Annotated in this window: 22 protein-coding genes; 18 read left to right on the plus strand and 4 right to left on the minus strand. The window is 70.4% G+C overall.

Going from position 1 to position 26,292, the window contains the following annotated elements; translation table 11 throughout:
• Positions 1–21: 21 nt before the first annotated feature.
• Positions 22–981, plus strand: coding sequence for a co-chaperone YbbN (locus tag ABTX24_RS05400; protein ID WP_350713136.1), 960 nt, complete (start codon positions 22–24; stop codon positions 979–981).
• Here the strand turns inward: ABTX24_RS05400 and ABTX24_RS05405 are convergent.
• The gene (locus ABTX24_RS05405) at positions 954–1,880 is read right to left on the minus strand and encodes a LysR family transcriptional regulator (protein WP_350837939.1); all 927 of its coding nucleotides are present in this window, start codon (positions 1,878–1,880) and stop codon (positions 954–956) included. The genes ABTX24_RS05400 and ABTX24_RS05405 overlap by 28 nt on opposite strands.
• 73 nt (positions 1,881–1,953) lie before the next feature.
• Here ABTX24_RS05405 and ABTX24_RS05410 point away from each other — a divergent pair, with 73 nt between their 5' ends.
• The 3 genes from ABTX24_RS05410 (at position 1,954) to ABTX24_RS05420 (ending at position 9,640) form a co-directional block, all read left to right on the plus strand.
• On the plus strand, positions 1,954–2,886 hold the full coding sequence (locus tag ABTX24_RS05410) for an EamA family transporter (protein ID WP_350837940.1): 933 nt from the start codon (positions 1,954–1,956) through the stop codon (positions 2,884–2,886).
• Positions 2,887–3,010: 124 nt separating this feature from the next.
• Positions 3,011–6,205, plus strand: coding sequence for a family 78 glycoside hydrolase catalytic domain (locus ABTX24_RS05415; RefSeq protein WP_350837942.1), 3,195 nt, complete (start codon positions 3,011–3,013; stop codon positions 6,203–6,205).
• A gap of 9 nt (positions 6,206–6,214) precedes the next feature.
• The gene (locus tag ABTX24_RS05420; protein WP_350837944.1) at positions 6,215–9,640 is read left to right on the plus strand and encodes a glycosyl hydrolase; all 3,426 of its coding nucleotides are present in this window, start codon (positions 6,215–6,217) and stop codon (positions 9,638–9,640) included.
• A gap of 7 nt (positions 9,641–9,647) precedes the next feature.
• Here ABTX24_RS05420 and ABTX24_RS05425 read toward each other — a convergent pair whose 3' ends face one another.
• Complete coding sequence (locus ABTX24_RS05425) at positions 9,648–10,391, minus strand: NUDIX domain-containing protein (protein ID WP_350837946.1); 744 nt, start codon at positions 10,389–10,391, stop codon at positions 9,648–9,650.
• A 161-nt stretch (positions 10,392–10,552) separates the two neighbouring features.
• Between ABTX24_RS05425 and ABTX24_RS05430 the strand changes: the two genes are divergently transcribed.
• From ABTX24_RS05430 to ABTX24_RS05440, 3 genes are all read left to right on the plus strand, one after another.
• Positions 10,553–11,452, plus strand: a complete 900-nt coding sequence (locus ABTX24_RS05430) for an RNA polymerase sigma-70 factor (RefSeq protein ID WP_350837948.1) — start codon at positions 10,553–10,555, stop codon at positions 11,450–11,452.
• A 69-nt stretch (positions 11,453–11,521) separates the two neighbouring features.
• The gene (locus tag ABTX24_RS05435) at positions 11,522–12,715 is read left to right on the plus strand and encodes an MFS transporter (RefSeq protein WP_350837950.1); all 1,194 of its coding nucleotides are present in this window, start codon (positions 11,522–11,524) and stop codon (positions 12,713–12,715) included.
• A gap of 71 nt (positions 12,716–12,786) precedes the next feature.
• Positions 12,787–13,194 carry a RidA family protein gene (locus ABTX24_RS05440; RefSeq protein ID WP_350837952.1) on the plus strand — a complete coding sequence of 136 codons (408 nt, stop codon included), beginning with the start codon at positions 12,787–12,789 and terminating at the stop codon, positions 13,192–13,194.
• A 14-nt stretch (positions 13,195–13,208) separates the two neighbouring features.
• Here the strand turns inward: ABTX24_RS05440 and ABTX24_RS05445 are convergent, their stop codons facing one another.
• Complete coding sequence (locus tag ABTX24_RS05445) at positions 13,209–14,252, minus strand: NAD(P)-dependent alcohol dehydrogenase (protein WP_350837954.1); 1,044 nt, start codon at positions 14,250–14,252, stop codon at positions 13,209–13,211.
• Positions 14,253–14,344: 92 nt separating this feature from the next.
• A complete protein-coding gene (locus ABTX24_RS05450; protein ID WP_350837956.1) occupies positions 14,345–17,761 on the minus strand; it encodes a M36 family metallopeptidase in 3,417 nt (1,138 codons plus the stop codon).
• 140 nt (positions 17,762–17,901) lie between these two features.
• Between ABTX24_RS05450 and ABTX24_RS05455 the strand changes: the two genes are divergently transcribed.
• From ABTX24_RS05455 to rsfS, 11 genes are all read left to right on the plus strand, one after another.
• A complete protein-coding gene (locus tag ABTX24_RS05455; RefSeq protein WP_350837958.1) occupies positions 17,902–18,681 on the plus strand; it encodes an enoyl-CoA hydratase/isomerase family protein in 780 nt (259 codons plus the stop codon).
• A gap of 5 nt (positions 18,682–18,686) precedes the next feature.
• Positions 18,687–19,022, plus strand: a complete 336-nt coding sequence (locus ABTX24_RS05460; protein WP_160027842.1) for a hypothetical protein — start codon at positions 18,687–18,689, stop codon at positions 19,020–19,022.
• A gap of 111 nt (positions 19,023–19,133) precedes the next feature.
• Positions 19,134–19,925 carry an electron transfer flavoprotein subunit beta/FixA family protein gene (locus ABTX24_RS05465; RefSeq protein WP_350713123.1) on the plus strand — a complete coding sequence of 264 codons (792 nt, stop codon included), beginning with the start codon at positions 19,134–19,136 and terminating at the stop codon, positions 19,923–19,925.
• Between the two features lie 21 nt (positions 19,926–19,946).
• Entirely contained in the window at positions 19,947–20,900 is a 954-nt protein-coding gene (locus ABTX24_RS05470; RefSeq protein ID WP_160027846.1) for an electron transfer flavoprotein subunit alpha/FixB family protein, read from the plus strand.
• 206 nt (positions 20,901–21,106) lie between these two features.
• Positions 21,107–22,315 carry a phospholipase D-like domain-containing protein gene (locus tag ABTX24_RS05475; RefSeq protein ID WP_350838108.1) on the plus strand — a complete coding sequence of 403 codons (1,209 nt, stop codon included), beginning with the start codon at positions 21,107–21,109 and terminating at the stop codon, positions 22,313–22,315.
• A 24-nt stretch (positions 22,316–22,339) separates the two neighbouring features.
• Positions 22,340–23,245, plus strand: coding sequence for a phosphotransferase family protein (locus tag ABTX24_RS05480; RefSeq protein WP_350837960.1), 906 nt, complete (start codon positions 22,340–22,342; stop codon positions 23,243–23,245).
• A 51-nt stretch (positions 23,246–23,296) separates the two neighbouring features.
• Positions 23,297–23,704 carry a hypothetical protein gene (locus tag ABTX24_RS05485; protein ID WP_350837962.1) on the plus strand — a complete coding sequence of 136 codons (408 nt, stop codon included), beginning with the start codon at positions 23,297–23,299 and terminating at the stop codon, positions 23,702–23,704.
• Between the two features lie 69 nt (positions 23,705–23,773).
• Entirely contained in the window at positions 23,774–25,024 is a 1,251-nt protein-coding gene (locus tag ABTX24_RS05490) for a glutamate-5-semialdehyde dehydrogenase (protein WP_350837964.1), read from the plus strand.
• Between the two features lie 30 nt (positions 25,025–25,054).
• Entirely contained in the window at positions 25,055–25,216 is a 162-nt protein-coding gene (locus tag ABTX24_RS05495) for a hypothetical protein (RefSeq protein ID WP_160027856.1), read from the plus strand.
• An 11-nt stretch (positions 25,217–25,227) separates the two neighbouring features.
• On the plus strand, positions 25,228–25,917 hold the full coding sequence (nadD, locus tag ABTX24_RS05500) for a nicotinate-nucleotide adenylyltransferase (protein ID WP_350837966.1): 690 nt from the start codon (positions 25,228–25,230) through the stop codon (positions 25,915–25,917).
• Complete coding sequence (gene rsfS, locus ABTX24_RS05505) at positions 25,914–26,288, plus strand: ribosome silencing factor (protein ID WP_091047921.1); 375 nt, start codon at positions 25,914–25,916, stop codon at positions 26,286–26,288. Before nadD ends, rsfS begins: the two co-directional genes overlap by 4 nt.
• Positions 26,289–26,292: the final 4 nt, after the last annotated feature.

A 26,292-nucleotide genomic window follows, 5' to 3' on the forward strand; every position in this document is an offset into this window, starting at 1 on the left:
CCACCCCATAGGATTGACCGCATGACGCAGCAGCCGTTCTCCCGTCCCGGAGCCGTCGACCTCTCCGGGCTCGCCAGCACCACGCCCGCACAGGACGCCCCCTTCGGCGGTCCGGCCGATGCGGCTCCCGCCCAGGGGCGGAGCGCCGGCTCCTACACCGTCGAGGTCGACGAGCAGATCTTCCAGTCGGTGCTCGAGGCGTCGATGACCGCTCCGGTCGTCCTGGTCTTCTACTCGGCCTCCCGCGCTCCCGAGAGCGTCACCTACGCGCGCGACGTGTCGACGGTCGTGGAGGAGTACGACGGCCGCTTCCTGGTCGGCCTGGTCGACATCGACAAGAACCCGCAGATCGCGCAGGCGCTGCAGGTGCCCCAGGTGCCGCTCCTCTACATCCTGCTCGACGGCCGGCCGGTCACCCAGCCGATCCCGGGCGCGCTCAACCTCGAGGAGCTGCGTACGGTCTTCCAGCAGCTCGGCCAGCAGCTCACCACCCAGGGGATCGGCGGGCGGCACAAGCCCAACGCCCTCGGCGGTGCCGTGGCGTCCGAGGACGGGGACGAGCCGGCGATGGATCCGCGCTACGCCCCGGCCCAGGACGCCTTGGAGCGCGGCGACATCGACGCCGCCGTGGCCGAGTACGAGAAGCTGATCGCCTCCAACCCCGCCGACTCCGAGGCCGCCGCCGGGCTGGCGATGGCCAAGGTGCTGCAGCGTACGCAGGGGGTCGACCTCAACGCTGCCCGTGCCGCCGCCGCGGCCGCGCCCGACGACGTCGACGCGCAGACGCTCGTCGCCGACCTGGACCTGCTCGGCGGCCACGTGGAGGACTCCTTCCTCCGGCTGGTCGAGCTGGTGCGACGTACGTCGGGGGACGAGCGCAACAAGGCGCGCCAGCACCTGCTGGGGCTCTTCGCCGCGGTCGGCAACGACGACGAGCGGGTGCTCAAGGGCCGTCAGTCGCTGGCCTCTGCCCTGTTCTGATCTCGATCGTTCTCAGCCGCGAGGGCGGTCAGCACGGCGGTGACCGCCGGTGAGGCGGCCATCGTGCGCCGGTGCAGCGCAAGGATCTCGCGCGTGGGGACCGGGTCGACGACGCGTACGGCGACCAGGTCCTCACCCAGCGCCGCCCTGCCCATGCGTGGGATGAGCGCGATCCCGAGCCCGGCCAGCACCAGGGCGAGATGGCTGTCGAACTCCATCGACACGTGAGCGATCCGCGGCAGCTGGCCGGTGCCGGCGTACATCCGGTTCAGCCACTGCCGGCAGATCGTGCCCTCCGGCGTCGCGATCCAGTCCTCGGCGACGAGGTCGTGCGGGGTCACCTTGGCGAGCTGGGCCAGCCTATGGTCGCGATGGGCGATCACGTCGGCGATGTCCCGGTGGAGCTCGGTGGTGACGAGATGGTCGGGGATGGAGAGCGGCACGTCTCCCCAGGAGTGCACGACGCCGATCTCGCTGTGACCGGTGGCGACCAGGTCGACGGTGTCCCACGGCTCGCGCTCGGAGAGGGTGAGGGCGAGGTCGGGATGGTCGACGCGGAGGCGGCCCGCGACCGGCGCGACCAGTCCGCGCATCGCGGTCGAGAAGGCGGTCAGCCGCAGCCGACCGGCCACGGTGGTCGCCTGCTCGTGCAGCCCTGACTCCAGCGACTCCATGTCGGCGAGCAGGCGAGACCCCTCCTCGACCAGGTGCCGGCCGGCGTGGGTGAGCATGACGCCGCGCCCGATCCGCTCCAGAAGAGGTACGCCCACCTGCCGCTCGAGCCGCTTGACCTGCTGCGACACGGCGCTGGGCGTGAAGCCCAGGGCGTCGGCGGCCGCCACCACCGAGCCGTGGGTGTCGACAGTGCGGAGGGCGACGAGCGAGGCGAGGTCGATCATGAAGAAATGCTACGTCATCGGATGAAGAATCATTCGCTGGTGCTTCATGGTCATTGTTGTCATCGTTGACGGTGTGAACCGCCGTGACTCGCTGCTCGCCGTCCTCGTCGCCGTCCTGTGGGGCTTCAACTTCGTCGTCATCGACTGGGGCCTCGAGACGCGCGACGGGCATGCGGTGCCGCCGCTGCTCCTGCTCGCGGTGCGGTTCGTCCTGGTCGCCTTCCCGGCGGTGTTCCTGCTCCCGCGGCCGAAGGCCTCGTGGCGGGTGGTGGCGGCCGTCGGGATCTTCATGAGCCTGGGCCAGTTCGGGCTGCTCTACACGAGCATGGCGGCCGGGATGCCGCCTGGGCTCGCTGGGCTGGTGCTCCAGGCGCAGGTCGTGCTCACCATCGTCATCGCGGCCGGTGTTCTGCGCGAGCGGCCCACCCTCATGCAGGTGGTGGGCGTCGTCGCCGGCGCTCTGGGGCTGGTCGTGGTGGCGCTCGGACGGGGCGGTCACGTGCCCGTCGTCGCGCTGGTGCTCTGCCTGCTCGCCGCGCTGTCGTGGGCGATCGGCAACGTGATCTCGCGGGCGGCCAAGGTGCCTGGCGGCCTCTCGCTGACGGTGTGGTCGGCCCTGGTCGTCCCGCTCCCGCTGCTGGCGCTCTCGCTGGTTCTCGACGGACCCGAGGGGGTCCGCGAGGGAGTGGCCGCCTTCGGCTGGGAGGCACTCGTCTCCACGGCCTACACGGTGGTGCTGGCCTCGTTCGTCGGCTACGGGATCTTCAACTCGCTGCTCGCGCGGCACCCGGCGTCGTCGGTGGTGCCGTGGATCCTGCTGGTGCCCCCGGTCGCGATCGGCTCCGCCTGGCTGCTGCTCGGGGAGGTGCCGAGCCCGGGCGAGCTCGCCGGTGGCGCTCTCCTGGTGATCGGGGCGCTGGTCGCTCAGGGAGTGGTACGCCTGCCGCGGTCCGGTGGGGTCGCCGGGCCGCTCCCGGATCTCGTCGAGAGCGGGAAGCGCCGCTGAGCGCTCTCCTGACCTGAGTGCCGGACTGGCCGCATGCGGCCAGTCCGGCATTGGGCCTCCCGTCATACGTGTGACGTACGCCATACTGAACCTCCGTTGGAGTTGAATCGTTTCAGGAGGTGCGATGAGAGCCCTGGTCACCCTGGCCTTGGTGGCGTCAGCCGTCGGTCTGATGCCGTCCGCGGCGGTCGCGAGCTACCCGTCCGGCGGGGTCGCCGCCCCGGCCCGACTCAGCGTCGGAGGGGTGAGCGACCCGATCGGCATCGACGACCTCACCCCCGATCTGCAGTGGCGCAACGGCGCCGGCGTCGCCCGGCAGACGGCCTACCAGGTCCGGGTCGCATCCACCCGCAGCAGGTTGGGCGACCCTGACCTGTGGGACAGCGGCCGAGTCCGCTCGGCCGCGATGGCGACGTCCTACGCGGGCGACCGCCTCGGCTCCCGCGACAAGGCCACCTGGCAGGTCCGGGTGTGGGACGCCGCCGGCGAGGTGAGCGAATGGAGCCGGCCGGCCTCCTTCGAGATGGGTCTGCTCGACGAGTCCGACTGGCAGGGCCGGTGGATCACCGACGAGCGCTGGGCCGCTCCGCTTCACCAGGACGTCAGCATCGGCGCCCAGGAAACCCGCTACGTACGGCTGACCGTGATCGACCTCGGCCGACCCGGCGAGCCCCTGGACGACCCGAGCTGGAAGCCGCGCCTCGAGCTCGGCGAGATCGAGGTCACCCACGGCGCCGACGGGGCCAACCTGGCCGAGGGCGCCACCGTGACGGTCTCCGAGGAGAACTCCGAGCCGGGCGTGTGGGATCCCGCCTACCTGACCGACGGCAAGGTCACCACCGCGGACGACCCGCGCGGCTACCGCAGCGACTACCACCCCGAGACCGACGTCCAGGACCAGCCGATCGTGATCACGATCGACCTCGGCGAGCCGACGGCGATCGACACGGTCCGGCTCTACTCGCTGTGGGACGCGCCCAGCGACTACGGCACCACACCGAACTTCCCCCGCGACTTCCAGGTCTCGGTCTCCACCGACGACACGACCTTCACCAAGGTCGGGCCGCGGACCAAGGTGACCGCGGTCTCCAACCTGCACGCCTCTCCGGACGGACTGCCGGTGCTGGCCCGAGACTTCACCGCCGGTGACGACGTCGCCTCCGCGCGCCTCTACGTCACCGGCGAGGGCGTCTACGACGCCTCGCTCAACGGCGAGCCGGTCTCGCCCGATCTGCTGCAGCCCGGCAACACCGAGCACAGCGTCCGGGTCCCCTACGCGACGTACGACGTGACCCGGCTGCTCCGCAAGGGCGGCAACACCTGGGGGATCGAGCTCGGCAACGGGATCTACAACGTCTTCAACACCCCCGAGATCCCGAAGCGCTACATGAAGGCCGCCGCCGGGCACGGCGCCCCGCGGGCGATGGGACAGCTCGAGATCACCTACCGCGACGGCCGGTGCCAGACGGTCGCGACCGGCTCCTCGTTCAAGTCGACCCTCGGTGAGGTCACCTTCTCGAACTGGTACGGCGGCGAGGACCACGACGCCCGGCACGACCTGGGCGCCTGGAACGAGCCCGGCGCGGACCGTGACGGCTGGCGCGACGCGGTCGACATCGGCGCCCCGGCGGGCGACCCGGCGCTGGTGGCTCAGCAGAGCCCGCCGATCCGCCAGGTCGACACCCTGGAGACCGTTGCCCTCAAGGAGCCGAAGGCGGGGACGTACGTCTTCGACCTCGGCACCAACTTCGCCGGCTGGCAGCAGCTGACGACCAGCGGTCCGGCCGGGACCACGATCACGATGCGCCCGGCCGAGAAGCTCAAGGCCGACGGCACCGTGGACCAGGGCAGCGTCGGTGGCGACATCCGGGACCGGTTCACCCTGGCCGGCGCCGGCGAGGAGACGTTCACCCCGAGGTTCGTCTACCACGGCTTCCGCTACCTCCAGGTCGAGGGGCTGACCACCGCACCGACCGCCGAGACGGTCAAGGGGCTGGTGCTGCGCGCCACCGACCGGGCGGTCGGCTCGTTCACCACCTCCGACCCGCAGATGACCGGGATCCACCGGATCATCGACCGCTCGGTGCAGTCCAACATGTACTCCGTCTTCACCGACTGCCCGCACCGCGAGAAGCTCGGCTGGCTCGACCAGACCAACCTGGTCTTCGACACTTTGGCCTACGGCTACGACGTCCAGGCGCACTACCGCAAGATGCTGCAGGACGTAGTGGACGCCCAGCAGGACAACGGGCTGATCCCGACCACGGCGCCCGAGGACGCCCTCTTCGCGGGAGCCTTCCGGCACGACGCCAACTGGGGCGCGACCCTGGCGGTCTCGTCCTGGCAGATCTACCAGTGGTACGGCGACGACAGCGCCATGCGGGCCCATTGGCCGCAGATGGTGGAGTACGCCGACTACCTGGCCTCGACCTCGAAGGAAGGCATCGTCCCCGGCGGCCTCGGTGACTGGATCACCCCAGCCTCGCCCGCCACCCCGCCGGCGCTGACCCAGACCTGGGCCTACCACCGCATCCTCACCCACATGAGCCGGATCGCGGGCGCCCTCGGGCGCGACGCGGACGCCGCTGCGTACGAGCAGAAGGCGGCGGCGGTGGCCTCGGCCTTCCACGCGACCTTCTACCACCCGGAGACCGGCCTCTACGGCAACGGCGACCAGGCCAGCCAGGCCCTGGCGCTCCAGGAGGACCTCGTCCCGGCCGATCTGCGTGCCGGCGTCCTGGACAGGTTCGTCCGGCAGATCCGCGCGGCCGACGACCACATCGTCGTCGGCGAGGTGGGTCTGTACGCCGCCGTCGACCTGCTCTCCCGGGAGCGGCTCGACGACGTGCTCCACGACTGGGTGCAGCGCGACGACGGGGTCAGCTACGGCAAGTTCCTCGCCGCCGGCGCGACCTCGCTGCCGGAGAGCTGGACCAGCTCCGGCGCCTCGCAGAACCACTACATGCTCGGCGCGATCGACGCCTGGTTCACCGGTGGGGTCGCCGGCATCACCCAGGCCGACGACTCGGTCGCCTGGAAGAAGGTCGTGATCGAGCCCGCGCTCGTCGGCGACGTCGAGTCGGCAGCGTCCTCCTACGAGTCGGTCCGGGGCACGATCTCCAGCTCGTGGGTCCGGGCGGACGGACAGGTCCGGCTCACCGTCACGATCCCGCCGAACACCACCGCGACCGTCCGCGTCCCGGCAGCCGAGGGCGTCCGGGTCACCACCCCGACCGGCGCCCGCCGGGTGACCTCGACGGTCCCCGGGTTCGCCGAGTTCGAGGTCGGGTCCGGCACGTACACGTTCATCACCAGGTAGGAGCAGAAAATGATCCGACTCACCGGCGTTCTCGCCGGCACCGTGGCCCTGGCGACGTCGCTCGCGCTCGGCGCCGTACCCACCGATCCTGCGGTGGCGACCCAGGCGACGGTGGCGGCGACCGAGGCGCGCGGCTTCGATCCGGCGGCCTTCGCCGATCCGCCCAGCGACAGCCGCCCGGCGTTCTACTGGTACTGGACAGGCAACGTGACCCCGGACGTCGTCGACGCACAGATGGCGGAGATGCGTGACAAGGGCGTCTACGAGGCGGTCCTCTTCCCCTACGGCGGCGACAAGATGCAGCCGGCGTTCTTCACCGAGGCCTGGTTCGACATCGTCGAGCACGTCCTGCGGGAGGCGCAGCGCACCGGGATGAGGATCTGGCTGTTCAACGACAGCAACTTCCCCAGCGGCAAGGCCGGCGGCATCATCGCCAACGGCGGCACGGTGGGGGACAAGACGTACGAGCCGAGCCCAGAGCTGCGGCTGAAGGCTCTGCAGCGCTCGACGCGGGTCGTCGAGGGCCCGACGACGATCGACCCTGCCGAGTCCAGCGGTCTCAGCGTCGAAGGCGGACGGCTCGTCGTGGACGCGGCCATCCGCGAGGGCGCGCACCCGATCAGCTCCGGTGCGACCTGGGGCGACTACACCGCGACCGGGAAGGTCACCCTGACCGCCTCCGGCGCGCAGCTCGTCGTACGCGCCTCCGAGGACGGCAGCCGCGGCTATCTCGTCGACGTCGACGTGAAGGGCAAGGCCAGCGTCTGGCGTCTCGACGGCGGCTCGCGGACCCGGCTGACCACGGGTGTGAACACGCCCGGCTTCTCGCCACGTCGGGAGCAGACGATCAGCGTCACCGTCTCCGGCAACCGGATCCAGCCGGTGATCAACAAGACCGTCCAGCCCGAGGCGGTCGACGCGACGTACGCCACGGGTGCTCCGGCGGTCAGCGCGGAGTTCGGCGGTGTCGGGATCGAGGACGCGGTCGAGGGCCTTCAGCGCGTGCAGTGGAACGACCTCACCGTCACCGACCCGGCCGGGGCGGCCTTGTGGTCGCAGAGCTTCGACGGCAGCGAGGCGATCGGTGACTTCGGCGGCCCGCTGGTCAGGCTGAAGGACACGGTCGCGGCCGCGGCTCGCCCGACGGGATCTACCGACGGTGGCGACCTCGTCGAGCTCACCCCGAACCTCGAGGACGGCTCCTGGACGGTGCCGGCGGGGCGCTGGCAGGTGGACACCTTCGCCCACACGACCTTGGTCGACGACACCAGCGGCTACCACCGCGGCTACCTCAATCTGCTCGACCCCGACGCGACCGACCGGCTGCTCGAGGTGGTGCAGGGGGAGTACCTGCGCCGTTTCGGCTGGGCGATGGGCTCGGTCGTGCCCGGCTTCTGGGACGACGAGCCGTTCATATCCTCGGCCGAGCCGTGGCCGTTCAAGCGGCTCGCCTGGTCCGACGGTCTCGCGGACCTGATCGAGGACGCGGGTGGGTCCCCGGGCGTCGCGTTCACCGCCGCCTCCGACCAGCTCGGCCGCACCGGTGAGCAGTACGCCGGAACCTACTGGCGTGCGGTCAACGACGCGTTCGCGACCAACTACTACCAGCGCCAGGCCGCCTGGATGGGCGAGCACGGGCTGCAGCTGATCACCAATCCGCTCCTCGACGAGGAGGGCCCGCAACAGCGGATGCACAGCACCGGCGACCTGGCCAAGAACAACCAGTACGCCCAGGTCCCCGGCACCGACATGATCACCACCGACTACACGGCAGGCAGGCAGACCACCCTGATGCGCAACGCCGCCTCGGCGGCACACCAGAGCGGTGCCGAGCGTGCCCTGGTGGAGGTGTTCGGCAACTCCGGGTGGGGTGTCGCGCCGGAGTACATGCACGCCACGATCGGTGCCCTGGCCACCCGGGGAGCCAACTTCACCGCGCTGCACGCGATGTGGACCGACGAGAAGCAGGTCTACTTCGCGCCGCCGTTCGGGCCCGCCAGCACCTACTGGGACGCGATGGGCGACGTCGACGCCTGGATCGGCCGGGTCATGGAGCTCGGCCGGGGCGACTCGCTCGCCCGGACCGCCCTGGTCCAGCCGCAGCGGGCCGCGGAGCAGACCAGGTCGACGGACGCGGAGCACGAGCTCGACGACCACCTCAGTGGCGCCGCCTTCGCGCTCGAGCGCGGCCAGGTCGACTTCGACCTGGTCAGCGACGGTTCGCTGTCCGGTGATCCGGGCACTCGTTATCAGGCGCGCTCCGACGACGGCGTGCTGAAGGTCGGCGACGCGAGCTACCGGATGCTCGTGCTGCCGACGACACCGGTCCTGGACCTGGAGACCGCCCGAACCCTGAAGAAGTTCGTACGCGGCGGCGGCCGCGTGGCGGCCGTCGGGCCGTTGCCCGCGCTCGAGGCCGGCGGTCGGACCGCAGAGCTGGACCGGGAGCTGCGCTCGCTGTTCGGTGGCGCCTCGGCGGGGTGGACCCGTCACGGCGAGGGCCACGTCGCCGTCGTCGCGGACGCGGACGCGCTCGGTGGGCTCGCGGCCTCCGCCGGTGTCTCCGCCGCCGAGCTCAGCCCGGCCGCACCGGCGGTGCGGGTGCTGCGTACCAGCCGGGACGGGGACGTCGCGTTCCTGGTCAACAACGAGAGCGACCAGGCCGTCACCACCTCGGCCACCCTTCCGGTCGACGGCGTGCCGGAGGTCTGGGACCCGCGGGACGGCAGCACCGAGGTCGCCGCGACGTACGACGAGGGCGGGAGCAAGGAGACCACCGTGCCGCTGCGCCTCGACCCGTACGAGACGCTCGCGATCGTCTTCCAGAAGGGCACCACGGCAGGGGCGCACCTGGTCGGCGACCAGGTCGCCGAGTCGGTGACCCGGAGCGGGAAGGCGCTCGAGGCGACCGTCCTGGTCGACGAGCCCGGGACGACGGCTCTCACCGGCAAGGACGGGCAGCGGACCTACCGCGGCGAGGCCACGACGACCGACCCGCTGCAGCCGATCGCGCTGGACGGTCCGTGGACGGTGAAGCTCGAGCGGGAAGGCGAGACGGAGCAGACCCGGCCGCTGGGATCGTGGACGACCATCGACCCCCGGTTCTCCGGGAGTGCGACCTACCGCACCTCCGTCGACGTCACCGCCGCCGACCTGGCCGGACGGCGGATGCTGCTCGACCTCGGCGAGGTGCGCGACATCGCGCAGGTCACCATCAACGGGGTCGTGCTGCCGCGGGCGCTGTGGCGTCCGTACGTCATCGACGCCACCGAGGCGCTCCGTGCCGGTGCCAACACGATCGAGGTCCGGGTCACCAACACGCTGCTGAACCAGCGTGGCAAGGCCAACCAGGTCCCGCCGACCTCCGGTCTGCTCGGGCCGGTCAGCCTCCGTCCGAGGGCGGTGGTCGTCGCGGAGCTGACCGCGTCGAGGTGAGCCAGGGCTAGGGGCGGCCCGACTCGGTATAGGTCGGGCCGCCCTTCAGCGCCGCCAGAGCGGCCTCGACCCGACGCGCGGTGAAGTCGGCGGCCCGCTCGCGGACCTCGTCGAGGGTACAGAACGCCACGGAGCGGATCTCGCGAGGCTGGAGGGTGGTGCGCTCGACGATCGATGGCGGGTGGACGCCGCCGTCGAAGACCAGGCAGACGGCGTCGTCCCAGCCGCCCCACGGCGGCAGCCAGTCGGTCAGCAGCAGGTCGCCGGCGGGGAGGACGAGGGCGAGCTCCTCCTCGATCTCGCGGGTGGTGGCGAGCTTCGGCGACTCGCCGACCTCCACGATGCCGCCGGGCAGGTCCCAGTCCTTCTTGTAGGTCAGCTGGCACATCAGGACGCGCTCCTCGGCGTCGCGCACCAGCATCTGCCCGATCGCGCGCTTGCGCGGGAGGAACGAGTTGAGCAGCGCCCGGAAGCCCTCGGGCGCCTCCACCGGGGCATCGCTCGCGACCCGGGCGTAGATCATCCGGTCCTTGCCGCCCGCCACGCCGCGGAGCAGCCCCTCGCGGTGAAGTCCCGACCAGGTCGCGGTGCGCTGTTCGGACGGGTCCTCCGGGTCGACCAGCGCCTCCACCCGATGATGGGTGAGCAGCGCGGCGGCCACCTCGCGGCGTACGACATCGACGGCCTCGCCCGCGGCCCACTCGATCCGGGCAACGCCCTCCGCCACCGTTGTCGTCTCTGGCTCGCTCACGCGACCACCCTAGCGAGCCCGGACTGTCACAACCTGGGGGTTGCCGGTGTCTGGATGGGTGACGAGATGATCCCACGACACAGGAGGGCAACGATGCCCAGCACGTTCAGGATCCCGAAGGCAGCGAACCCGCTGACTCACGCGTCGGTAGGGTCGGGCGCATGAGTGAGTCCGAGGGGGCGAGCGCGGGCGCCGCGACCGAGGTCTTCGTCGCCCACCGCAACCTGCTCTTCACAGTGGCGTACGAGATGCTCGGCTCGGCCGCCGACGCCGAGGACGTGCTCCAGGAGACCTGGCTGCGCTGGGCCGAGGTGCCGCTGGAGGAGGTGCGCGACCACCGCGCCTATCTGGTGCGGATCACGACCAGGCTCGCGCTCAACCGCATCCGGACGCTCTCGCGCCGCAAGGAGACGTACGTCGGTCCGTGGTTGCCCGAGCCGCTGCTGACCGCGCCGGACGTCGCCGAGGACGCCGAGCTCGCCGACTCGCTCTCGACCGCGGTGCTGCTGGTGCTGGAGACGCTCTCGCCGACCGAGCGGGCGGTCTTCGTGCTGCGCGAGGTCTTCGCGCTGGGCTACGACGAGATCGCGGCTGCGGTGGACAAGTCGCCCGCTGCGGTGCGGCAGATCGCCCACCGGGCGCGGGACCACGTCGCCGAGCGGCGGCCGCGCGAGTCGGTCTCGGCGGCCGAGGCGCGGCGCGCGTTGGAGCGGTTCCGTGACGCCGCGACCGGCGGCGACCTGCAGTCGCTGCTGGACGTGCTCGCCCCCGACGTCGTGCTCTTCTCCGACGGCGGCGGTGTGGTGCAGGCGGCCCGCAGGCCGATCCACGGCGCCGAGAAGGTGCTCCGGTTCTTCGAGGGCCTGGCCACGAAGTTCGGCATCCCCAGGTTCGAGCTGACCAGCGTCAACCGTGCCCCCGGGATGCTGGTCTACTTCGGCGAGGAGGTCGACGGCGTCGTCACTCTGCACGTCGAGGACGGCAAGGTCACCGGCCTCTACTACGTACGCAACCCCTCCAAGCTCAGCGGCGTCGTCGAGCAGGTCCAGCTGGAACGCTGAGGCCGACGCCGGCCCCGAGGTGGCGCGTGCAAGGGTGACGACCTACGTGCTGCTGCTGGGAGGTCGGCGATGGAAGAGCGGGTCGAGGGTCGGCCACTGCTCGCGGTGCTGGTCACGCTCTGTGTGACCGTCACCGCGGCGTACGGCGTCCTCTACTACGCCTTCACCGTCCTGCAGCCGCGGATCGTCGACACCACCGGATGGTCGGCGGCCGCGATCACGACCGCCTTCTCCGCGGGGACGCTGGTGGGCGCCGTCGCGGGCATCCCCGTCGGGCGGGTCATCCAGCGCTTCGGGCCGCGGTGGGTGATGGCCGGGGCCAGTCTGCTGGGGGCGGTGTCGCTGCTCGTCGTCGCCGCCGCGCCCTCGTACTGGATCTTCGCCCTGGGCTGGCTGCTGGTGGGGCTCTCGACCGCCGGCACCTTCTACCCGCCGGCCTTCGCGGCGCTGACCCACTGGTTCGGTACGCGGCGAGTCGATGCGATCACGACCCTCACCCTCGCCGGCGGATTCGCCTCGACGATCTTCGCGCCGCTCACCGATGCGCTGGCGGGGTGGGTGGAGTGGCGATGGACGTACGTCATCCTGGCCGGCGCCTTCGTCGTGCTGACGTTCGTGCCGAGCGTCGTCGTGCTCGATCTCGCCTGGAAGCCTGCTGCGCCGGCCAAGGACGGCCGTCCTGTGCGGGACCGGGACGTGCTGCGGAGCAGCCGGTTCGTGCTCCTCACGCTCGCCGGGACGCTGGTCTCGTTGGCCGTGTTCGCCTCGATCGTCCACCTGGTTCCGTTCCTCGTCGAGCACGGGCTGAGCGCCACCACCGCCGCCTGGGCTCTCGGGCTCAGCGGCGCCGGTCAGGTCGCGGGGCGTGCGTTCTATCCGATGCTCGCGCGGCGTTTCGGTGTCCGCGCCCGGATGATCGGGGGAGTGCTCTGGTTCGCCGCCTCCGTCGCGCTGCTTCCGTTGTTGCCTGCCGTCGGCTGGGTGATGATCGTCGTCGCGGTGCTCACCGGGACCGCTCGCGGGCTCTACACGCTCATCGCTGCGACCGTCGTCAGTGACGTGTGGGGGCCGGAGAGGTACGCCGCGCTCAACGGTGTCTACTCGGCTCCTGCTGGGGTTGCTGGTGCGCTTGCTCCTGCTGTGGGGGCTGCGCTTGCGACGGTCTTGGGCGGGTATGACGCGCTCTACTGGGTTCTTGCTGGGACTGTGCTGGTCGCTGCCTTGCTTGCTGGGGTTGCCTTGGGGTCGTTCGACCGACGGTGACGTGGTCGTGCTGAGGCCGGTGCTCACGAAATCAGAACGCGATCGACGTGCGGCCGTGACAGGATCGCCCGGTGGCCAGTTCTGTCCGTCTCATCAGGTCTTCCGCGCTCAGCGATGTCGCTCAGTACGCCTACGCGTCGACCGTCGGGAGCGACGCGCGACTGATCTTCCTCGCGGGTGCGTGCCCGCTCGAGCAGGACGGGTCGACGGCCGCCGTCGGTGACTACGCAGGGCAGGCTGCCAAGTGCATCGAGACGCTGAGCGAGGCGCTCAGGGCGGCCGGCGCGGGGATCGGAGACGTGGTGAGCACTCGTGTGCTGGTTGCATCTTCGCAGCGATCGGATCTCGTCACGGCGTGGCAGGTGGTTCGCGACGCGTTCGGCGATCATGACGTGCCCAGCACCCTGATGGGGGTGACGGTCCTCGGCTATGCCGATCAGCTGGTCGAGATCGAGGCCGTAGCCGCGGTTGTCGACTGACTGCTCCCGCGCACCTACGGGACGACGACGGCGCGGCCGCGAAGCGTGCCCTCGTGAAGTCGCCGGTACGCCTCCGGTGCCTCGTCCAGGGAGAACCGCTCCGTCTCCACGTGCACGAGCCCGGCGCGGGCGAGGTCGAAGACCTCCATCAGCTCCGAGCGCGAGCCCCAGTACGGAGCCCGGATCACCGCGTCGTACGGCTTGGAGAGCGTGCCTACCTGGGCGCTGGCGGTGTTGACGCCGACGATGACCAGATCGCTCTCCACGCCGATCACGGACGAGGCCAGGTCGACGGTGGGCTGGGCGCCGACGAAGTCGAAGACGGCGGTGACGCCGCGGGCGCCGACTACCTTGCGGATGTTGTCGGCGGCTGTCTTGTCGGACAGGAAGGCGTGGTGGGCGCCTACGTCGGTGGCCAGGGCGAGCTTGTCCTCGTTGAGGTCGAGTGCGATCACGGTCGCGGGGGAGAGGGCCCGCAGCAGCTGGATCGCGACGTGGCCGAGGCCGCCTGCGCCGATCACGACGGCGGTCGAGCCGGCGACCAGCTTGGACAGGGAGCCCTTGATGGCGTGGTAGGGCGTCAGGCCGGCGTCGGTGAGCGCGACGTTGGCGACCGGGTCGAGGTCGCCGAGTGGCAGCAGGTGGCGGGCGTCCGGCACGAGCACGTACTCAGCCATGGTGCCGTCGGTGCCGAGCCCTGGCGGGCTGATGTGGAGCTCGGCGGCGCGCTCGCAGTAGTTCTCCTTGCCCTGCGCGCAGGGGTAGCAGCGGCCGCAGCCCTGCGGTCCGTAGATCGCCACCGGCTCACCGGGCTCGATCCCGTGCGCTCCGTCGCCGAGGGCGTCGACGACCCCGACACCCTCGTGCCCGAGCGTCATCGGCAGCGGGTAACCGAACGAATGCCAGGCATCCTCCGGCAGGCCCATCAGGAAGGAGTCGGAGTGGCAGGCGCCGGCGGCGGTGATCTTCACCCGCACCTGGCCCGGTGCCGGCTCCGGCACCGGAACCTCGCTGATCTCCGGCGCAGCGCCGATCTTGACGTACCTCAGAGCCTTCATCGTCGATCTCCAGACCGGCAGGACCCCCGCCCGCCGCTGCGTCCCGTTCTACCCTGGCGTCCGCGCGGATGCCAGGGTAGAACGGGGTCCGGCTACTGCCCGAAGACCTGCAGCTCGGCGGCGTGGACGATGGTGCCGCGGTCGGAGCCGGTCTTGCAGTCGGTCGTCGTGAGCGGGTCGGCGTCCTGCTCACCGGCGTAACCTGCGTAGCCCGTGCACTGGTTCTCCAACGCCACCAGACGGACCGCCGCGGCGGAGGTGTCGGGGACGTCGAAGGTACGCAGGTTGAGGTTGGGCGCGACCGGCCTCGGGCGCTTTCCGGGGAAGGCGTCGTCGGCCGAGGTGTAGAAGCGCTTCCAGGTCGCCCCGGCCGTGTCGCACGCGGAGACGCACGCCTCCAGGGCGAACTTCCGGAGCGCGGTGAAGCGCGACCCCGAGTCGGCGTCGGTGTCGGTGGCCGGCGACAGGTAGGCGCTGATGTTGACCGTCTTCACCGTGCGCGTCCCACCGGCGAGGTCCACGGCGATCGAGGGCGTGGTGGCGTCCACGTTGTCCGCGGTCACCCCGCCCCAGTTGGTGCCCTCGGTGCCGTCGATCAGGGCGGCCGGGTTGCGCGCGCCCTCGGTCGAGGTGAGCACCTTGGCCCCGTTGGCGGCCGCGGCCAGGTTGGTCCCGGTCGCGAACGAGACGGTCTTGGTGACCTCCGCGGGGGAGACCGTGACCGTCTTGCGCTGGGCGCCACCGGTGGCGGAGACGTAGAGGAGCTCGTACGTCCCCGGCACGAAGTGAGCCACCGACCCGAGTCCGGTGCCGGAGAGCGTGTCGGCGATCGGGGTCGCCCGCGCTTCGAAGCGGCCGACGTAGACCTTCCCGGCCGCCGGTGCGGTGAAGGTGACCTTGACGTTGCGCGAGGCCGGCGAGGCGAAGCTCGGGGTCGGCTCGTGGTCGTCGGCGGTCGTGGTGGCGTACTGGCCCATGCCGCGTCGGGCGAACGCGTCGGCGATCACCTGGCGGTTGGCGCCGCCGAAGCGCATCTGGTCGGCGGCGAGGAACGCGTCGCGGGCGTCCAGCATCGAGGTCGCACCCTGCTGGAGCAGGAACGAGTCGAAGACCAGCTGGATCCAGCGGCGGTTGCCGGGGCACTTGTCGGCTGCCAGCGGCGAGGCGGTGGTCGTCCCGACCGAGCAGCGCCGCTGCAGGGCCTTGTCGGCGTAGGGGTACGTCGCGTCGTACTTGTCGACCAGCGCCTGCCGCACCGACCACATCGTGCCGTTCCAGATCTCGCCGTCGGCGTGGACCTCGGGCCCGGTGCTGTCGAAGCCGTAGTCGGAGAAGTTGAGCGGGTTCTTGTCGATCGCGAAGTCACGGATCGCGACGTCGGTGTTGCCGGTGGCGTAGGAGCCGACGGCCCAGGGGCTGCCGCCGTTGTAGAGGTCGTGGGCGAACATGTGCTCGGCCGCGGCCAGGTCGCTCCAGGACTCACCCATCGCGCCGCCCTGCTCCGAGGTCAGGCCGTCGTCGGGGCCACCGACCATCCGGTTGGAGATGGCGTGGGTGTACTCGTGGCCGACGATCCCGAAGTCCAGCGAGCCGTCGGTGCAGGGCGCGTAGAAGGCGCCGGCGGCGGGCTGGAAGAGGTACTGGTTGGTGATGCCCGGGACGCCGTCCATCAGGGTGAGCTGGTTGGCGTTGTTGCGACCGGTCAGCAGCCCGGTCTGCTCCACGACCTGGGAGTCGAGCGCCGCGGCCTGCGCGTTGCCGACCTCGGCGTCGAGGCCGCGTCCACCGCGACCCAGGTTGTCGGTCTGCAGGTTGTAGTTCTCCTCGGTGAAGCCGAGGAAGTAGGACCAGTCGTGCATCCGGTTGTGGCTCGCGAACAGGTTGCCGACGACGTAGTTGACGTCGTTGCCGCCCGGCACCATGTTGGTGGGGGCGCACTTGGAGTTGTTCCAGGCGTCGGTGAACGTGCCGGTGTAGTCACGCACCGGCGAGATCGGCGCCTGCTCGAGGCCACCGGCGGCCAGCGGCGAGAGCCAGCCCTCGTGGGTGTTGGCGTTGTTGCCGATGGTCGTCAGCGAAGGCACGCCGACGGTCGTGTTGAGCAACGTGTCCCACGGACCGGCGTTGGCCAGGCTCTTCAGCTCCGGCCCGGTGCACTCGGCCACCTTGGTCCAGCACGCGATCACGTCGTTGGCCGGGACTGCGTCACCGCCGGTCGAGGCAGCGTCGGGGGTGCCGGGGAAGTAGGACCAGCGCGGGTTGCTGCCCGGCAGGTCACCGGTCTCCGCGCCGGCATCGGAGGACGCGACGGTCACCGTGTAGCTGCCGACGAGGAGCGAGTCGTCGAAGGGACAGACCTGGACCGCGTACGTCCCGGGGTCGATCTTCTCGGCGGTGTAGGTAGCGGTCTCGGGGCTGGTGAGCAGGTCACCCTCCACGAGCAGCTTCCCATCAGGAGCGAACAGCTTCACGGTGAAGTCGTCGGTCGGCAGCCCGATCGCGACCGCAGCCAGGGTGCGGGTCTTGTCGTCGGAGATCTCGAAGGTGTGCTTCGGGCCGCAGGCTCCGAGGGCGGTGCCGGTGAACGGGCCCTCGACGTCGTTCTCGTGATCGACGTTGTCGCGGCGCAGGAGCACGTCGCCGGTGACCGCGTCGACCAGCACCGTCTGCCCCAGGAGGGTGGCGGCGGCGGAGTCGACGACGGTGGCCTGGAAGACAGGGCGTACGCCCTCGCCGGGGACGGGGAGCGCCCGCAGCCGCACCAGCTGGTCGGTCGCCAGGCCGGGGACCGTCAGCTTGGTCCAGTCGGTCAGCTTCGCGGCGGCGTCGGTGACGATCTCGCCGACCTTCGACCCGGAGATGGGGCGTCCGGCCGAGGCCGCCGCCTTCAGCCACGCCTCGGTCGGGGTGAGCTCGGCCTTCGCCGGGGTGCCGGTCACCTTGGACAGCGAGGAGGAGACGTAGGTGATGGCGCCGTCGGCCACGCCCACGGTGACCATCCCCTCCGTGGCGGCGGACAGGCCGTCGTAGGTCTGCCGGAAGAGCACGGCATGACCGCCCCCGTCGGCCAGCTTCTGGTCGCTGACGAGCTCGAGGTCGAGGTCGCCCAGCTGAGCCGCGGTGAGCCCGAAGACCGCCGCGTTGTCGGCGAGGAAGCCCCGGGCGGCGGTGACCGGGTCCGAGGAGGCGGCCGTGGCCAGCACGCCGTCGGCGGTGATCAGCGAGGTCGGCGTCCCGTGGGCGTTCCAGCGGATGTCGACGGCGTCTAGGGCCTGGGCCGCGGACTCCTGGGCTGAGGTGGGCAGCACGCGGTCGCGTACGTCCAGGCCGGCATCGGCCTCGTGACCGAGCAGCCCGCCGGAGCGGGACACGTCGGCCGTGGTGGCAGTGTCATCAGTGGTGGAGAGCGCGGCACCCGAGACCGGCGTCACCAGCACGAAAGCGCCGAGGGCGATGCTCAGCGCGGCACCGAGGCTCACCCTGGCGCGACTGGAACGAATATCGGTCATGTTATTGAAACGTCCCTTTACCGGCGCGGGTTACGCGATACACGCAACGCCTGTACCGCGAACCGGCAGACAAGAGGCGGAAGGCACCCGATAGTGTTCCGGACACATGTAACCGCCTTCACAGACAGGGGAGCGCCACGATGGGTGACTTCGTCAACCTCGCCGTCGAGGACGGCGTCGGCACGATCCGCCTCGACCGGCCGAAGATGAACGCGATCAGCTTCCAGGTGCAGGCCGAGCTGCTCGAGGTCGCGACCGAGGCGGCAGCCGACGAAGACGTACGCGCGGTCGTGGTCTACGGCGGCGAGCGGCTCTTCGCCGCCGGCAACGACGTCAAGGAGATGGCCGGCCTCTCCTACTCCGAGATGGCCAAGCGGGTCGCCGGCGTGCAGGCCGCGGTGACGGCTGTCGCGGAGATCCCGAAGCCGGTGGTGGCCGCGGTGACCGGCTACGCGCTGGGTGGAGGCTGCGAGCTGGCGCTCGCGGCCGACTTCCGGATCGCCGCCGACGACGCGACCTTCGGTCAGCCGGAGGTGCTGCTCGGCATCATCCCCGGTGCCGGCGGCACTCAGCGGCTGGCACGGCTGATCGGGCCGTCCAAGGCCAAGGATCTGATCTTCTCGGGCCGCTTCGTCAAGGCAGACGAGGCGCTTGCAATCGGCTTGGCCGACCGGCTCGTACCGGCGGCCTCGGTCTATGAGGAGGCGCTCGCGTGGGCGAGCCAGTTCAAGAAGGCGGCACCGTACGCTCTGGCGGCGGCGAAGACGGCGATCGACAAGGGGCTCGGGGTGGACCTCGCCACCGGGCTGGCCCTCGAGCAGCAGCAGTTCGCCGGCGTGTTCGCGACGAAGGACTCCCAGACCGGAATGGCATCGTTCCTGGAGAACGGCCCCGGCAAAGCCAACTTCGAAGGGAAGTGAATCGCGTGTCCGACACCAAGACGTCCACCGGCCCGGGCATCGTCCACACCATCCGTTCCTACGCCTCCAGGATCGTCTGGGCGATCGCGCTGCTCGCCGCGCTGGCGCTGGCGATCGGAGCGCTGCTGATCGCGCTCAAGGCGAACCAGGACAACACCCTCGTGGCGTTCATCCTTGACCTCGCCGACCTCGCCGACCTCGGCCTGTTCTCACGGGAGAACGGCATCAAGCAGTTCAGCGGTGAGGACGCCGAGATCAAGAACGCGCTCTTCAACTGGGGCATCGGTGCGCTGGCGTGGCTGATCGTCGGCCGCATCGTGGCCGGTGTGATCCGGCCCTGAGCCCATGTGACATTCTCAACGCGTAGGCACCTGTCATCCGTATGTGACTGACGGGTAACATCGCTGGCGAACTACGACCATTCCAGGAGGGGCCGGCAAGGCCGCACCATCATGAACATTGTTGTGCTTGTGAAGTACGTGCCGGACGCGACCGCGGACCGGCAGTTCGAGGACGACTTCACCGTCGACCGCGTGAACGTCGACGGTCTGCTCTCCGAGCTCGATGAGTACGCCGTCGAGCAGTCGTTGCAGATCAAGGAGAAGCGCGAGGGTGAGGAGATCACCGTCACCGCGCTGACCGTTGGTCCGGAGGCCGCCGAGGCCGCTGTGCGCAAGGCGCTGCAGATGGGTGCCGACAAGGGCGTCCACGTCGTCGACGACGCGATCGCCGGCTCGGACTCCATCGCCACCTCGCTGGTGCTGGCCAAGGCGATCGAGAAGCTCGGTCCGGTCGACCTCGTGGTCGGCGGTCTGGCCTCGACCGACGCCGGCATGAGCGTCGTCCCGGCGATGCTGGCCGAGCGCCTCGGCTTGCCGCAGGTCACCCTGGCCTCGGTCGTGGAGACCCAGGGCGACCAGATCCGGATCAAGCGTGACGGTGACGTGGCCACCGAGGTCATCGGCGGCACGCTGCCGCTGGTCCTCTCGGTCACCGACCAGTCCGGTGAGGCGCGTTACCCGTCGTTCAAGGGCATCATGGCGGCCAAGAAGAAGCCGCTGGAGACGTGGTCGCTGGCCGACCTCGGTGTCGACGCCGCCCAGGTGGGTCTGGGTGCTGCCTACACCGCGGTCGAGGAGACGGCGGCCCGTCCGCCGCGCACCGCCGGCGAGATCGTCACCGACGAGGACGGCTCGGGCGCCAAGGCGCTGGCCGAGTTCCTCGCGTCCAAGAAGTTCATCTGAGGCCGGGAAGGATTCTGAATCATGGCTGAAGTTCTCGTTCTCATCGACCACGTGGGTGGTCAGGTCAAGAAGCCGACCTACGAGCTGCTCACCCTGGCCGCCAAGCTCGGCGAGCCGTCGGCTGTCTACATCGGTGGCGCCGACGGTGCCGCTGGTGCCGCGGAGGCCGTGAAGGGCTACGGCGCCGAGAAGGTGTACGTCATCGACGACGCCCAGATCAAGGGCTACCTGGTGGCCCCGAAGGCCGAGGCGCTCGCGCAGCTGGCCGGCACCGCCTCCCCGGCCGCGATCCTGCTGCCCTCCTCCGCGGAGAACAAGGAGGTCGCCGCTCGTCTGGCGATCAAGCTCGACTCCGGTCTGATCACCGACGCGGTCGACCTGGATGAGTCCGGTGTGGCGACCCAGTCGGTCTTCGCCGGCAACTTCACGGTCAAGGGCAAGGTCACCAAGGGCACCCCGATCATCACGGTCAAGCCCAACTCGGCCGCTCCGGTCGAGAAGGCCGGCGCCGCCGCAGTCACCCCGTTCGAGGTGACCATCTCCGACGCCGCCAAGACCGCCCAGATCGTGGCCTCCCAGCCGCGTAAGGCCTCCGGGCGTCCCGAGCTCACCGAGGCCGCGATCGTGGTCTCCGGTGGTCGTGGCACCGGCGGTGACTTCTCCGCCGTCGAGGGTCTCGCCGACGCGCTCGGTGCCGCTGTCGGTGCCTCGCGTGCCGCGGTCGACTCCGGCTGGATGCCGCACACCTTCCAGGTCGGCCAGACCGGTAAGACCGTCTCCCCGCAGCTCTACGTGGCCAACGGGATCTCCGGTGCGATCCAGCACCGTGCCGGTATGCAGACCTCGAAGACCATCGTCGCGGTCAACAAGGACGAGGAGGCACCGATCTTCGAGCTCGTCGACTTCGGTGTGGTGGGCGATCTGCACACCGTCCTCCCCGCCGTCACCGAGGCTGTGAAGGCGGCCAAGGGCTGATCACGGTGTGACGTACGTCCCGAAAACCCGCCTCCGAGCACGGCTCGGAGGCGGGTTTCTTTCGGTTTGGCATCTTGTTCTGGGAATTGTCGTTGCGGGCCATACGTCGCTGGGTATAGTCCGGCCGCATGTGGGTGAATGCGCTGAGGTCGAGGACGACCCGGAAGATCTCGATCGCTTCGGCTGTGGCTGGCTGCGTGGCGGCCATGGTCATCGCGACGATGTCCGTGGTCTCGACACCGGCGACCGCGGCGACCTGGACGCCGCCGGCGGGGCCGTTCTTCAACAACCCGACCGGCGACGCGACGCAGCGCAACTTCATCGTCCACCGGATCAACAACAGCATCCGCTACGCGGCCAAGGGCTCCTACATCCGGTTCGTCACCTACAACCTGGACCGCGCCGACACCGTCAAGCACCTCATCGCCGCGCACAAGCGTGGGGTGCACGTGCAGATCCTGGTCAACCGGAAGATGTGGAGCAGCGGGGAACGGAACCTGGCCGCCCAGCTCGGCACCAGGCGCTCCCGGCCGAGCTTCATCTACGGCTGCGCCGGCGCCTGCCGCGGCTATGACACCGGCAACCTGCACATCAAGATCCACTCGTTCACCCAGATCGGCGCCAAGCGCAACGTCATCATCAACAGCTCCGGCAACCTCGGTGGCGGCGCGGCCGGTTCGCAGTGGAACGACGCCCAGACGATCTACGCCAACGACAGCCTGTGGCAGACCTGGCTGCGGATGTTCAACGAGCTCAAGGCCGACAAGAAGGCCACGCCGCGCTACGTGTCGTGGTCCGGTGGCGGCACCTCCGTCGGCTTCCAGCGCACGCGTCCAGGCACGACCAGCGACGAGATCTACGCCCGCGGCACCGGCGACCGGGTCATCGACCGGCTGCGCCTGATCGGCTGCAGCGCGCCCAGCGGATACGGCACCAAGGGCAAGACGATCCTGCGGATCCACATGTACGCCTGGTACGGCCGCCGTGGCGAGCGCATTGCCGACGAGGTCGTCCGGCTGAAGAAGCGCGGCTGCGTGGTCCGGGTGATCGGCTCGGTCACCAGCAACGTGGTCTACCGCAAGCTGAGGGCGGTCGGCATCCCGGCGCGCGACGCCGCCTGGGACTGGGGCCAGAAGAAGTCGACCAGCGGCGACAACATCGTCTACGGCTCGCGCTGCTACTCCCACTACAAGTGGATGAGCGTCAACGGCCGCTACGCGGACCGGGGCACTTACAGCGTCTGGACCGGCTCGGAGAACTGGTCGCCGCCGTCGTTCAGCAACGACGAGGTCACCTTCCGGTTCACCTCGAAGAGCTACTACACCGCCTACACCGCCCGGTTCAACAAGATGTGGGACAGCCCGCGGGCCACGCACCGCATCTACCTGGAGCCGAAGACCCGCCCCTGCGCCTGACCGTCGGGCCGCTACCCTCGCCGGGTGAGCTTCGGTGAACTCGGTGGGGGCCTTCGGCCGCTCGACGGCGGCTGGTCGGGCGAGACGTTCCTGGCAGAGGCAGGCGGGGAGAGGTCGGTCGTGCGGGTCTTCGCCGACCCGCGCCACCACCCGCAGGCCGCGGAGGTCCACGAGGCCCTGCACCGTCTGGTGCGGGGCCTCGTCCCGGTCCCGGACGTCCTGGAGGTACGCCGCGCCGACCCGGCCACGGGCACGCCCGCGCTGCTGGTGACCGAGTTCGTCGAGGGCGTACGCGGCGACCTGCTGCTCCCCGACCTGGACGAGGCGCAGCAGGGCAGGCTCGGGCGTGGCTTCGGAGGGGTCGCGGGCACCCTGGCCGGGATGCCCTTCCTGACCGCCGGGACCTTCGCCGACAAGGACCTGCGGGTCGAGGCGTTCGCCCTGGACCTGACCGAGTGGGTCGAGTCGTACGCCGAGCGTCTCGACTGGTCAGCGGCCGACCTGGACGGTCTGCGGGACGTGGCCGCCGACGCCCAGGACCTGCTCGACACGGTCTCCCGGGCGAGCCTGGTGCACAGCGACCTCAACCCCAAGAACCTCATCGTGGACCCGGAGACGCTACGCGTCCGCGCGGTGCTGGACTGGGAGTTCGCCCACGCCGGTTCACCGTTCGCCGACCTCGGCAACCTGGTGCGCTTCGATCGCGGGGAGGCGTACGTCTCAGGGGTGCTGGAGGGTTACGTCGCGGTGCGTGGGGGCAGTGCCACGGATGCTCTCGAGCTGGCCCGCGCCGCGGACCTGGTCGCGCTGGTCGAGCTCGGGGCGCGGCGTACCGCCAATCCGGTGGCCGCCCGGGCACACGACCTCCTGCTCGAGATCGCCCGATCCGGGGATGTCCACACCGCCCCGGAGGGCGCCGATCGCGGCTAGGATCGGAGCGCGCCGGACGGTGCCGGCGCAACCTGGGGGATGGTTGTGGGAGTGAGTGAGTTCGACGGGGCTCGGGGCCCCGCCGGAAGTTGGTGGTGTGGCTGGACGCCCTGGATCTCGGCGCTCGTGCTGTCGGCGCTGTTCGCAGGTGCGACATCGGGGATCGCGTACGTCCGGAAGTCCTACCGGCCGCCGGTGGACTACCCGGCGATGACCGAGTCCGAGCCTGCGGCGAGCACCTCGCCGTCCGCTGCGGCGAAGCAGGACAGGCGAAGGTCGCCCTCGACGCGACCGACGGGCGCGCCCGAGCCGACGCCGGTGAAGGCGCCGCGCAAGGTCCGGCCCTCGGCCTCCGGATCGGGGAGCGGCGAGCCGATGGCGACGCCGGAGCCGTCCGAGAGCCCGTTCGACCCGCTCGGAGGTCTCGGCGTGCTGCTGGGCCTCGGTGACGAGGACTGACCCCGACCCTGCGGTCCGCACGGCGAAAGGGTGATGGCCGCGTGCCGCCGACGGCATAGGCTTTCTCGCATGAGTGCAGAGGCAGTGATCCGAGAGGTGGCGGCGAAGGCACGAGAGGCGAGCTACGAGCTCGCGGTCGCGCCGCGCAGCGTGAAGGACGCGGCGCTGCACGCGATGGCCGACGCCCTCCTGGCGCGGGCCGACGAGGTGCTGGAGGCCAACGCGGACGACGTCGCCCGTGCCGAGGGCTCGGGTAGCCCGGCCAACATCATCGACCGCCTCACCCTGACCCCGGAGCGTCTCGACGGCATCGCCGCCGCGCTCCGCGAGCTCGCCGCGCTCCCGGACCCCGTCGGAGACGTCGTACGCGGCAGCACCCTCGCCAACGGCCTCGAGCTGCGTCAGGTGCGGGTGCCCTTCGGTGTGGTCGGGATGATCTACGAGGCGCGACCCAACGTGACCGTGGACGCGGCCGGGATCTGCCTGAAGTCCGGCAACGCGGCGCTGCTGCGCGGCTCCTCCAACATCGCGTCCAGCAACGTGGCGATCGCCGCGGTGCTGCGCGACGCCGTCGTCTCCGTCGGTCTCCCGGCCGACGTGATCCAGGTCGTCCCCGGCGAGGGCCACGACTCGGTCAAGGCGCTGATGCGTGCCCGCGGTCTGGTCGACGTGCTCATCCCGCGTGGTGGCGCCGGGCTGATCCGCAGCGTCGTCGAGGAGTCGACGGTGCCGGTCATCGAGACCGGGGTGGGCAACGTACACGTCTATGTCGACAAGGCCGCCGATCTCGAGAAGGCGGTCTCGATCGTCATCAACTCCAAGACCCAGCGCACCAGCGTGTGCAACTCCGCCGAGTCGTTGCTCGTGCACGCCGACATCGCCAAGGAGTTCCTGCCCATGATCGTCCCTGCCCTGCAGGAGCGTGGGGTGCAGATCCACGGCGACGAGGCCTTCCAGGCGTACGACCTCGTCGAGCCCGCCACCGACGAGGACTACGCGGCCGAGTTCCTGGCGCTGAAGATCAGCGCCGCGGTCGTACCCGACCTCGACGCCGCCATCGCCCACATCCGGCGCTGGTCGAGCGGTCACACCGAGGCGATTCTGACCGAGGACCTGGGCGCCGCCCGGCGGTTCACCGCCGCCGTCGACTCCGCCGCGGTCATGGTCAACGCCTCGACGCGGTTCACCGACGGCGGCGAGTTCGGCTTCGGCGCGGAGATCGGGATCTCCACCCAGAAGCTGCACGCCCGGGGCCCGATGGGTCTGCCCGAGATGACCTCGACGAAGTATGTGGTCACCGGGGACGGGCACGTGCGCTAGCGGCAGCAGCCACAAGGTAATCTGTGCGCCATGTCGAACTCTGTTGTGTCGAGCATCATCACCTCCGCTGAGCACGGGGCCGAGCACGGCACCTCTGGCATCGAGTGGGTCATCGGTGGCGGCGCCCTGGCGATCCTGGTCTTCGCGCTCCTGGTCCTGGTCTGGTTCGCCGGTGGCCGTGAGCACTCCTGAGCGCTGATCCGATGGGCAGCGGGGGAGCGCCCGAGCCAGGTCTGGAGGGCCTGACCGGCAAGCGCCGCGTCGGGGTGATGGGTGGCACCTTCGATCCCATCCACCACGGCCACCTGGTGGCGGCCTCCGAGGTGCAGTCGTTCTTCGACCTCGACGAGGTCGTCTTCGTGCCGACGGGCGATCCGTGGCAGAAGGCCGACCGGGATGTCTCGCCGGCCGAGCACCGCTACCTGATGACGGTCATCGCGACCGCCGCCAACCCGCGCTTCACCGTGAGCCGGGTCGACATCGACCGAGCCGGCCGCACCTACACGCGCGACACGTTGCGCGACCTCGCCAAGGCGCTTCCTGACGCCGAGCTCTACTTCATCACCGGGGCCGACGCACTCGCCGACATCTTCACCTGGCGCGACACCGACGAGCTCTTCGAGCTCGCCCAGTTCGTGGGGTGCACGCGCCCGGGCTACGCCATGGATCCCGAGGTCATCGCGAAGATCCCCTCCGACCGCATCACCATGCTCGAGATCCCCGCTCTGGCGATCTCCTCCTCCGACTGCCGCGAGCGGCGTCGCCGTGGCGAGCCGGTCTGGTATCTCGTCCCCGACGGCGTGGTGCAGTACATCGGCAAGCACGACCTCTACCGGCCCAGGGAACCCAGGGCCCCTCAATCCACGTCTCTCCACAATAAGGACCGCGTATGACCGCGACCGAGCACGCCATCGAGCTCACCATCACCGCCGCCCGGGCGGCCTCGGACAAGAAGGCCGGGCACATCCTGGCCTTCGATGTCAGCGACCAGCTGGCCATCACCGACGCCTTCGTGCTGGCCTCCGCCCCCAACGAGCGGCAGGTGCAGTCGATCGTGGACGAGGTCGAGCTGAAGCTCCGCGACCTCGGCTCCAAGCCGCTGCGCCGCGAGGGGCACAAGGAGGGGCGCTGGGTGCTGCTCGACTACGGCGAGATCGTGGTCCACGTCCAGCACGAGGAGGAGCGCCAGTTCTACGCCCTCGAGCGGCTCTGGCGTGATTGCCCCTCGATCTCGCTGCCCGCCGACATCGTCTCCGAGGGCTGAGGTC

It is taken from the genome of Nocardioides sp. NPDC127514 (assembly GCF_040302125.1).
GTDB lineage: Bacteria > Actinomycetota > Actinomycetes > Propionibacteriales > Nocardioidaceae > Nocardioides.

Bases quoted from the DNA above. Each gene is read 5' to 3' on its own strand.
- ABTX24_RS05430 (WP_350837948.1), top strand. From the start codon at position 10,553: ATGAGTGAGTCCGAGGGGGCGAGCGCGGGCGCCGCGACCGAGGTCTTC.
- ABTX24_RS05450 (WP_350837956.1), bottom strand. From the start codon at position 17,761: ATGACCGATATTCGTTCCAGTCGCGCCAGGGTGAGCCTCGGTGCCGCG.
- rsfS (WP_091047921.1), top strand. From the start codon at position 25,914: ATGACCGCGACCGAGCACGCCATCGAGCTCACCATCACCGCCGCCCGG.
- ABTX24_RS05420 (WP_350837944.1), top strand. From the start codon at position 6,215: ATGATCCGACTCACCGGCGTTCTCGCCGGCACCGTGGCCCTGGCGACG.
- ABTX24_RS05435 (WP_350837950.1), top strand. From the start codon at position 11,522: ATGGAAGAGCGGGTCGAGGGTCGGCCACTGCTCGCGGTGCTGGTCACG.
- ABTX24_RS05490 (WP_350837964.1), top strand. From the start codon at position 23,774: ATGAGTGCAGAGGCAGTGATCCGAGAGGTGGCGGCGAAGGCACGAGAG.
- ABTX24_RS05495 (WP_160027856.1), top strand. From the start codon at position 25,055: ATGTCGAACTCTGTTGTGTCGAGCATCATCACCTCCGCTGAGCACGGG.
- ABTX24_RS05405 (WP_350837939.1), bottom strand. From the start codon at position 1,880: ATGATCGACCTCGCCTCGCTCGTCGCCCTCCGCACTGTCGACACCCAC.
- ABTX24_RS05470 (WP_160027846.1), top strand. From the start codon at position 19,947: ATGGCTGAAGTTCTCGTTCTCATCGACCACGTGGGTGGTCAGGTCAAG.
- ABTX24_RS05445 (WP_350837954.1), bottom strand. From the start codon at position 14,252: ATGAAGGCTCTGAGGTACGTCAAGATCGGCGCTGCGCCGGAGATCAGC.
- nadD (WP_350837966.1), top strand. From the start codon at position 25,228: ATGGGCAGCGGGGGAGCGCCCGAGCCAGGTCTGGAGGGCCTGACCGGC.
- ABTX24_RS05455 (WP_350837958.1), top strand. From the start codon at position 17,902: ATGGGTGACTTCGTCAACCTCGCCGTCGAGGACGGCGTCGGCACGATC.
- ABTX24_RS05465 (WP_350713123.1), top strand. From the start codon at position 19,134: ATGAACATTGTTGTGCTTGTGAAGTACGTGCCGGACGCGACCGCGGAC.
- ABTX24_RS05475 (WP_350838108.1), top strand. From the start codon at position 21,107: ATGGTCATCGCGACGATGTCCGTGGTCTCGACACCGGCGACCGCGGCG.
- ABTX24_RS05400 (WP_350713136.1), top strand. From the start codon at position 22: ATGACGCAGCAGCCGTTCTCCCGTCCCGGAGCCGTCGACCTCTCCGGG.
- ABTX24_RS05415 (WP_350837942.1), top strand. From the start codon at position 3,011: ATGAGAGCCCTGGTCACCCTGGCCTTGGTGGCGTCAGCCGTCGGTCTG.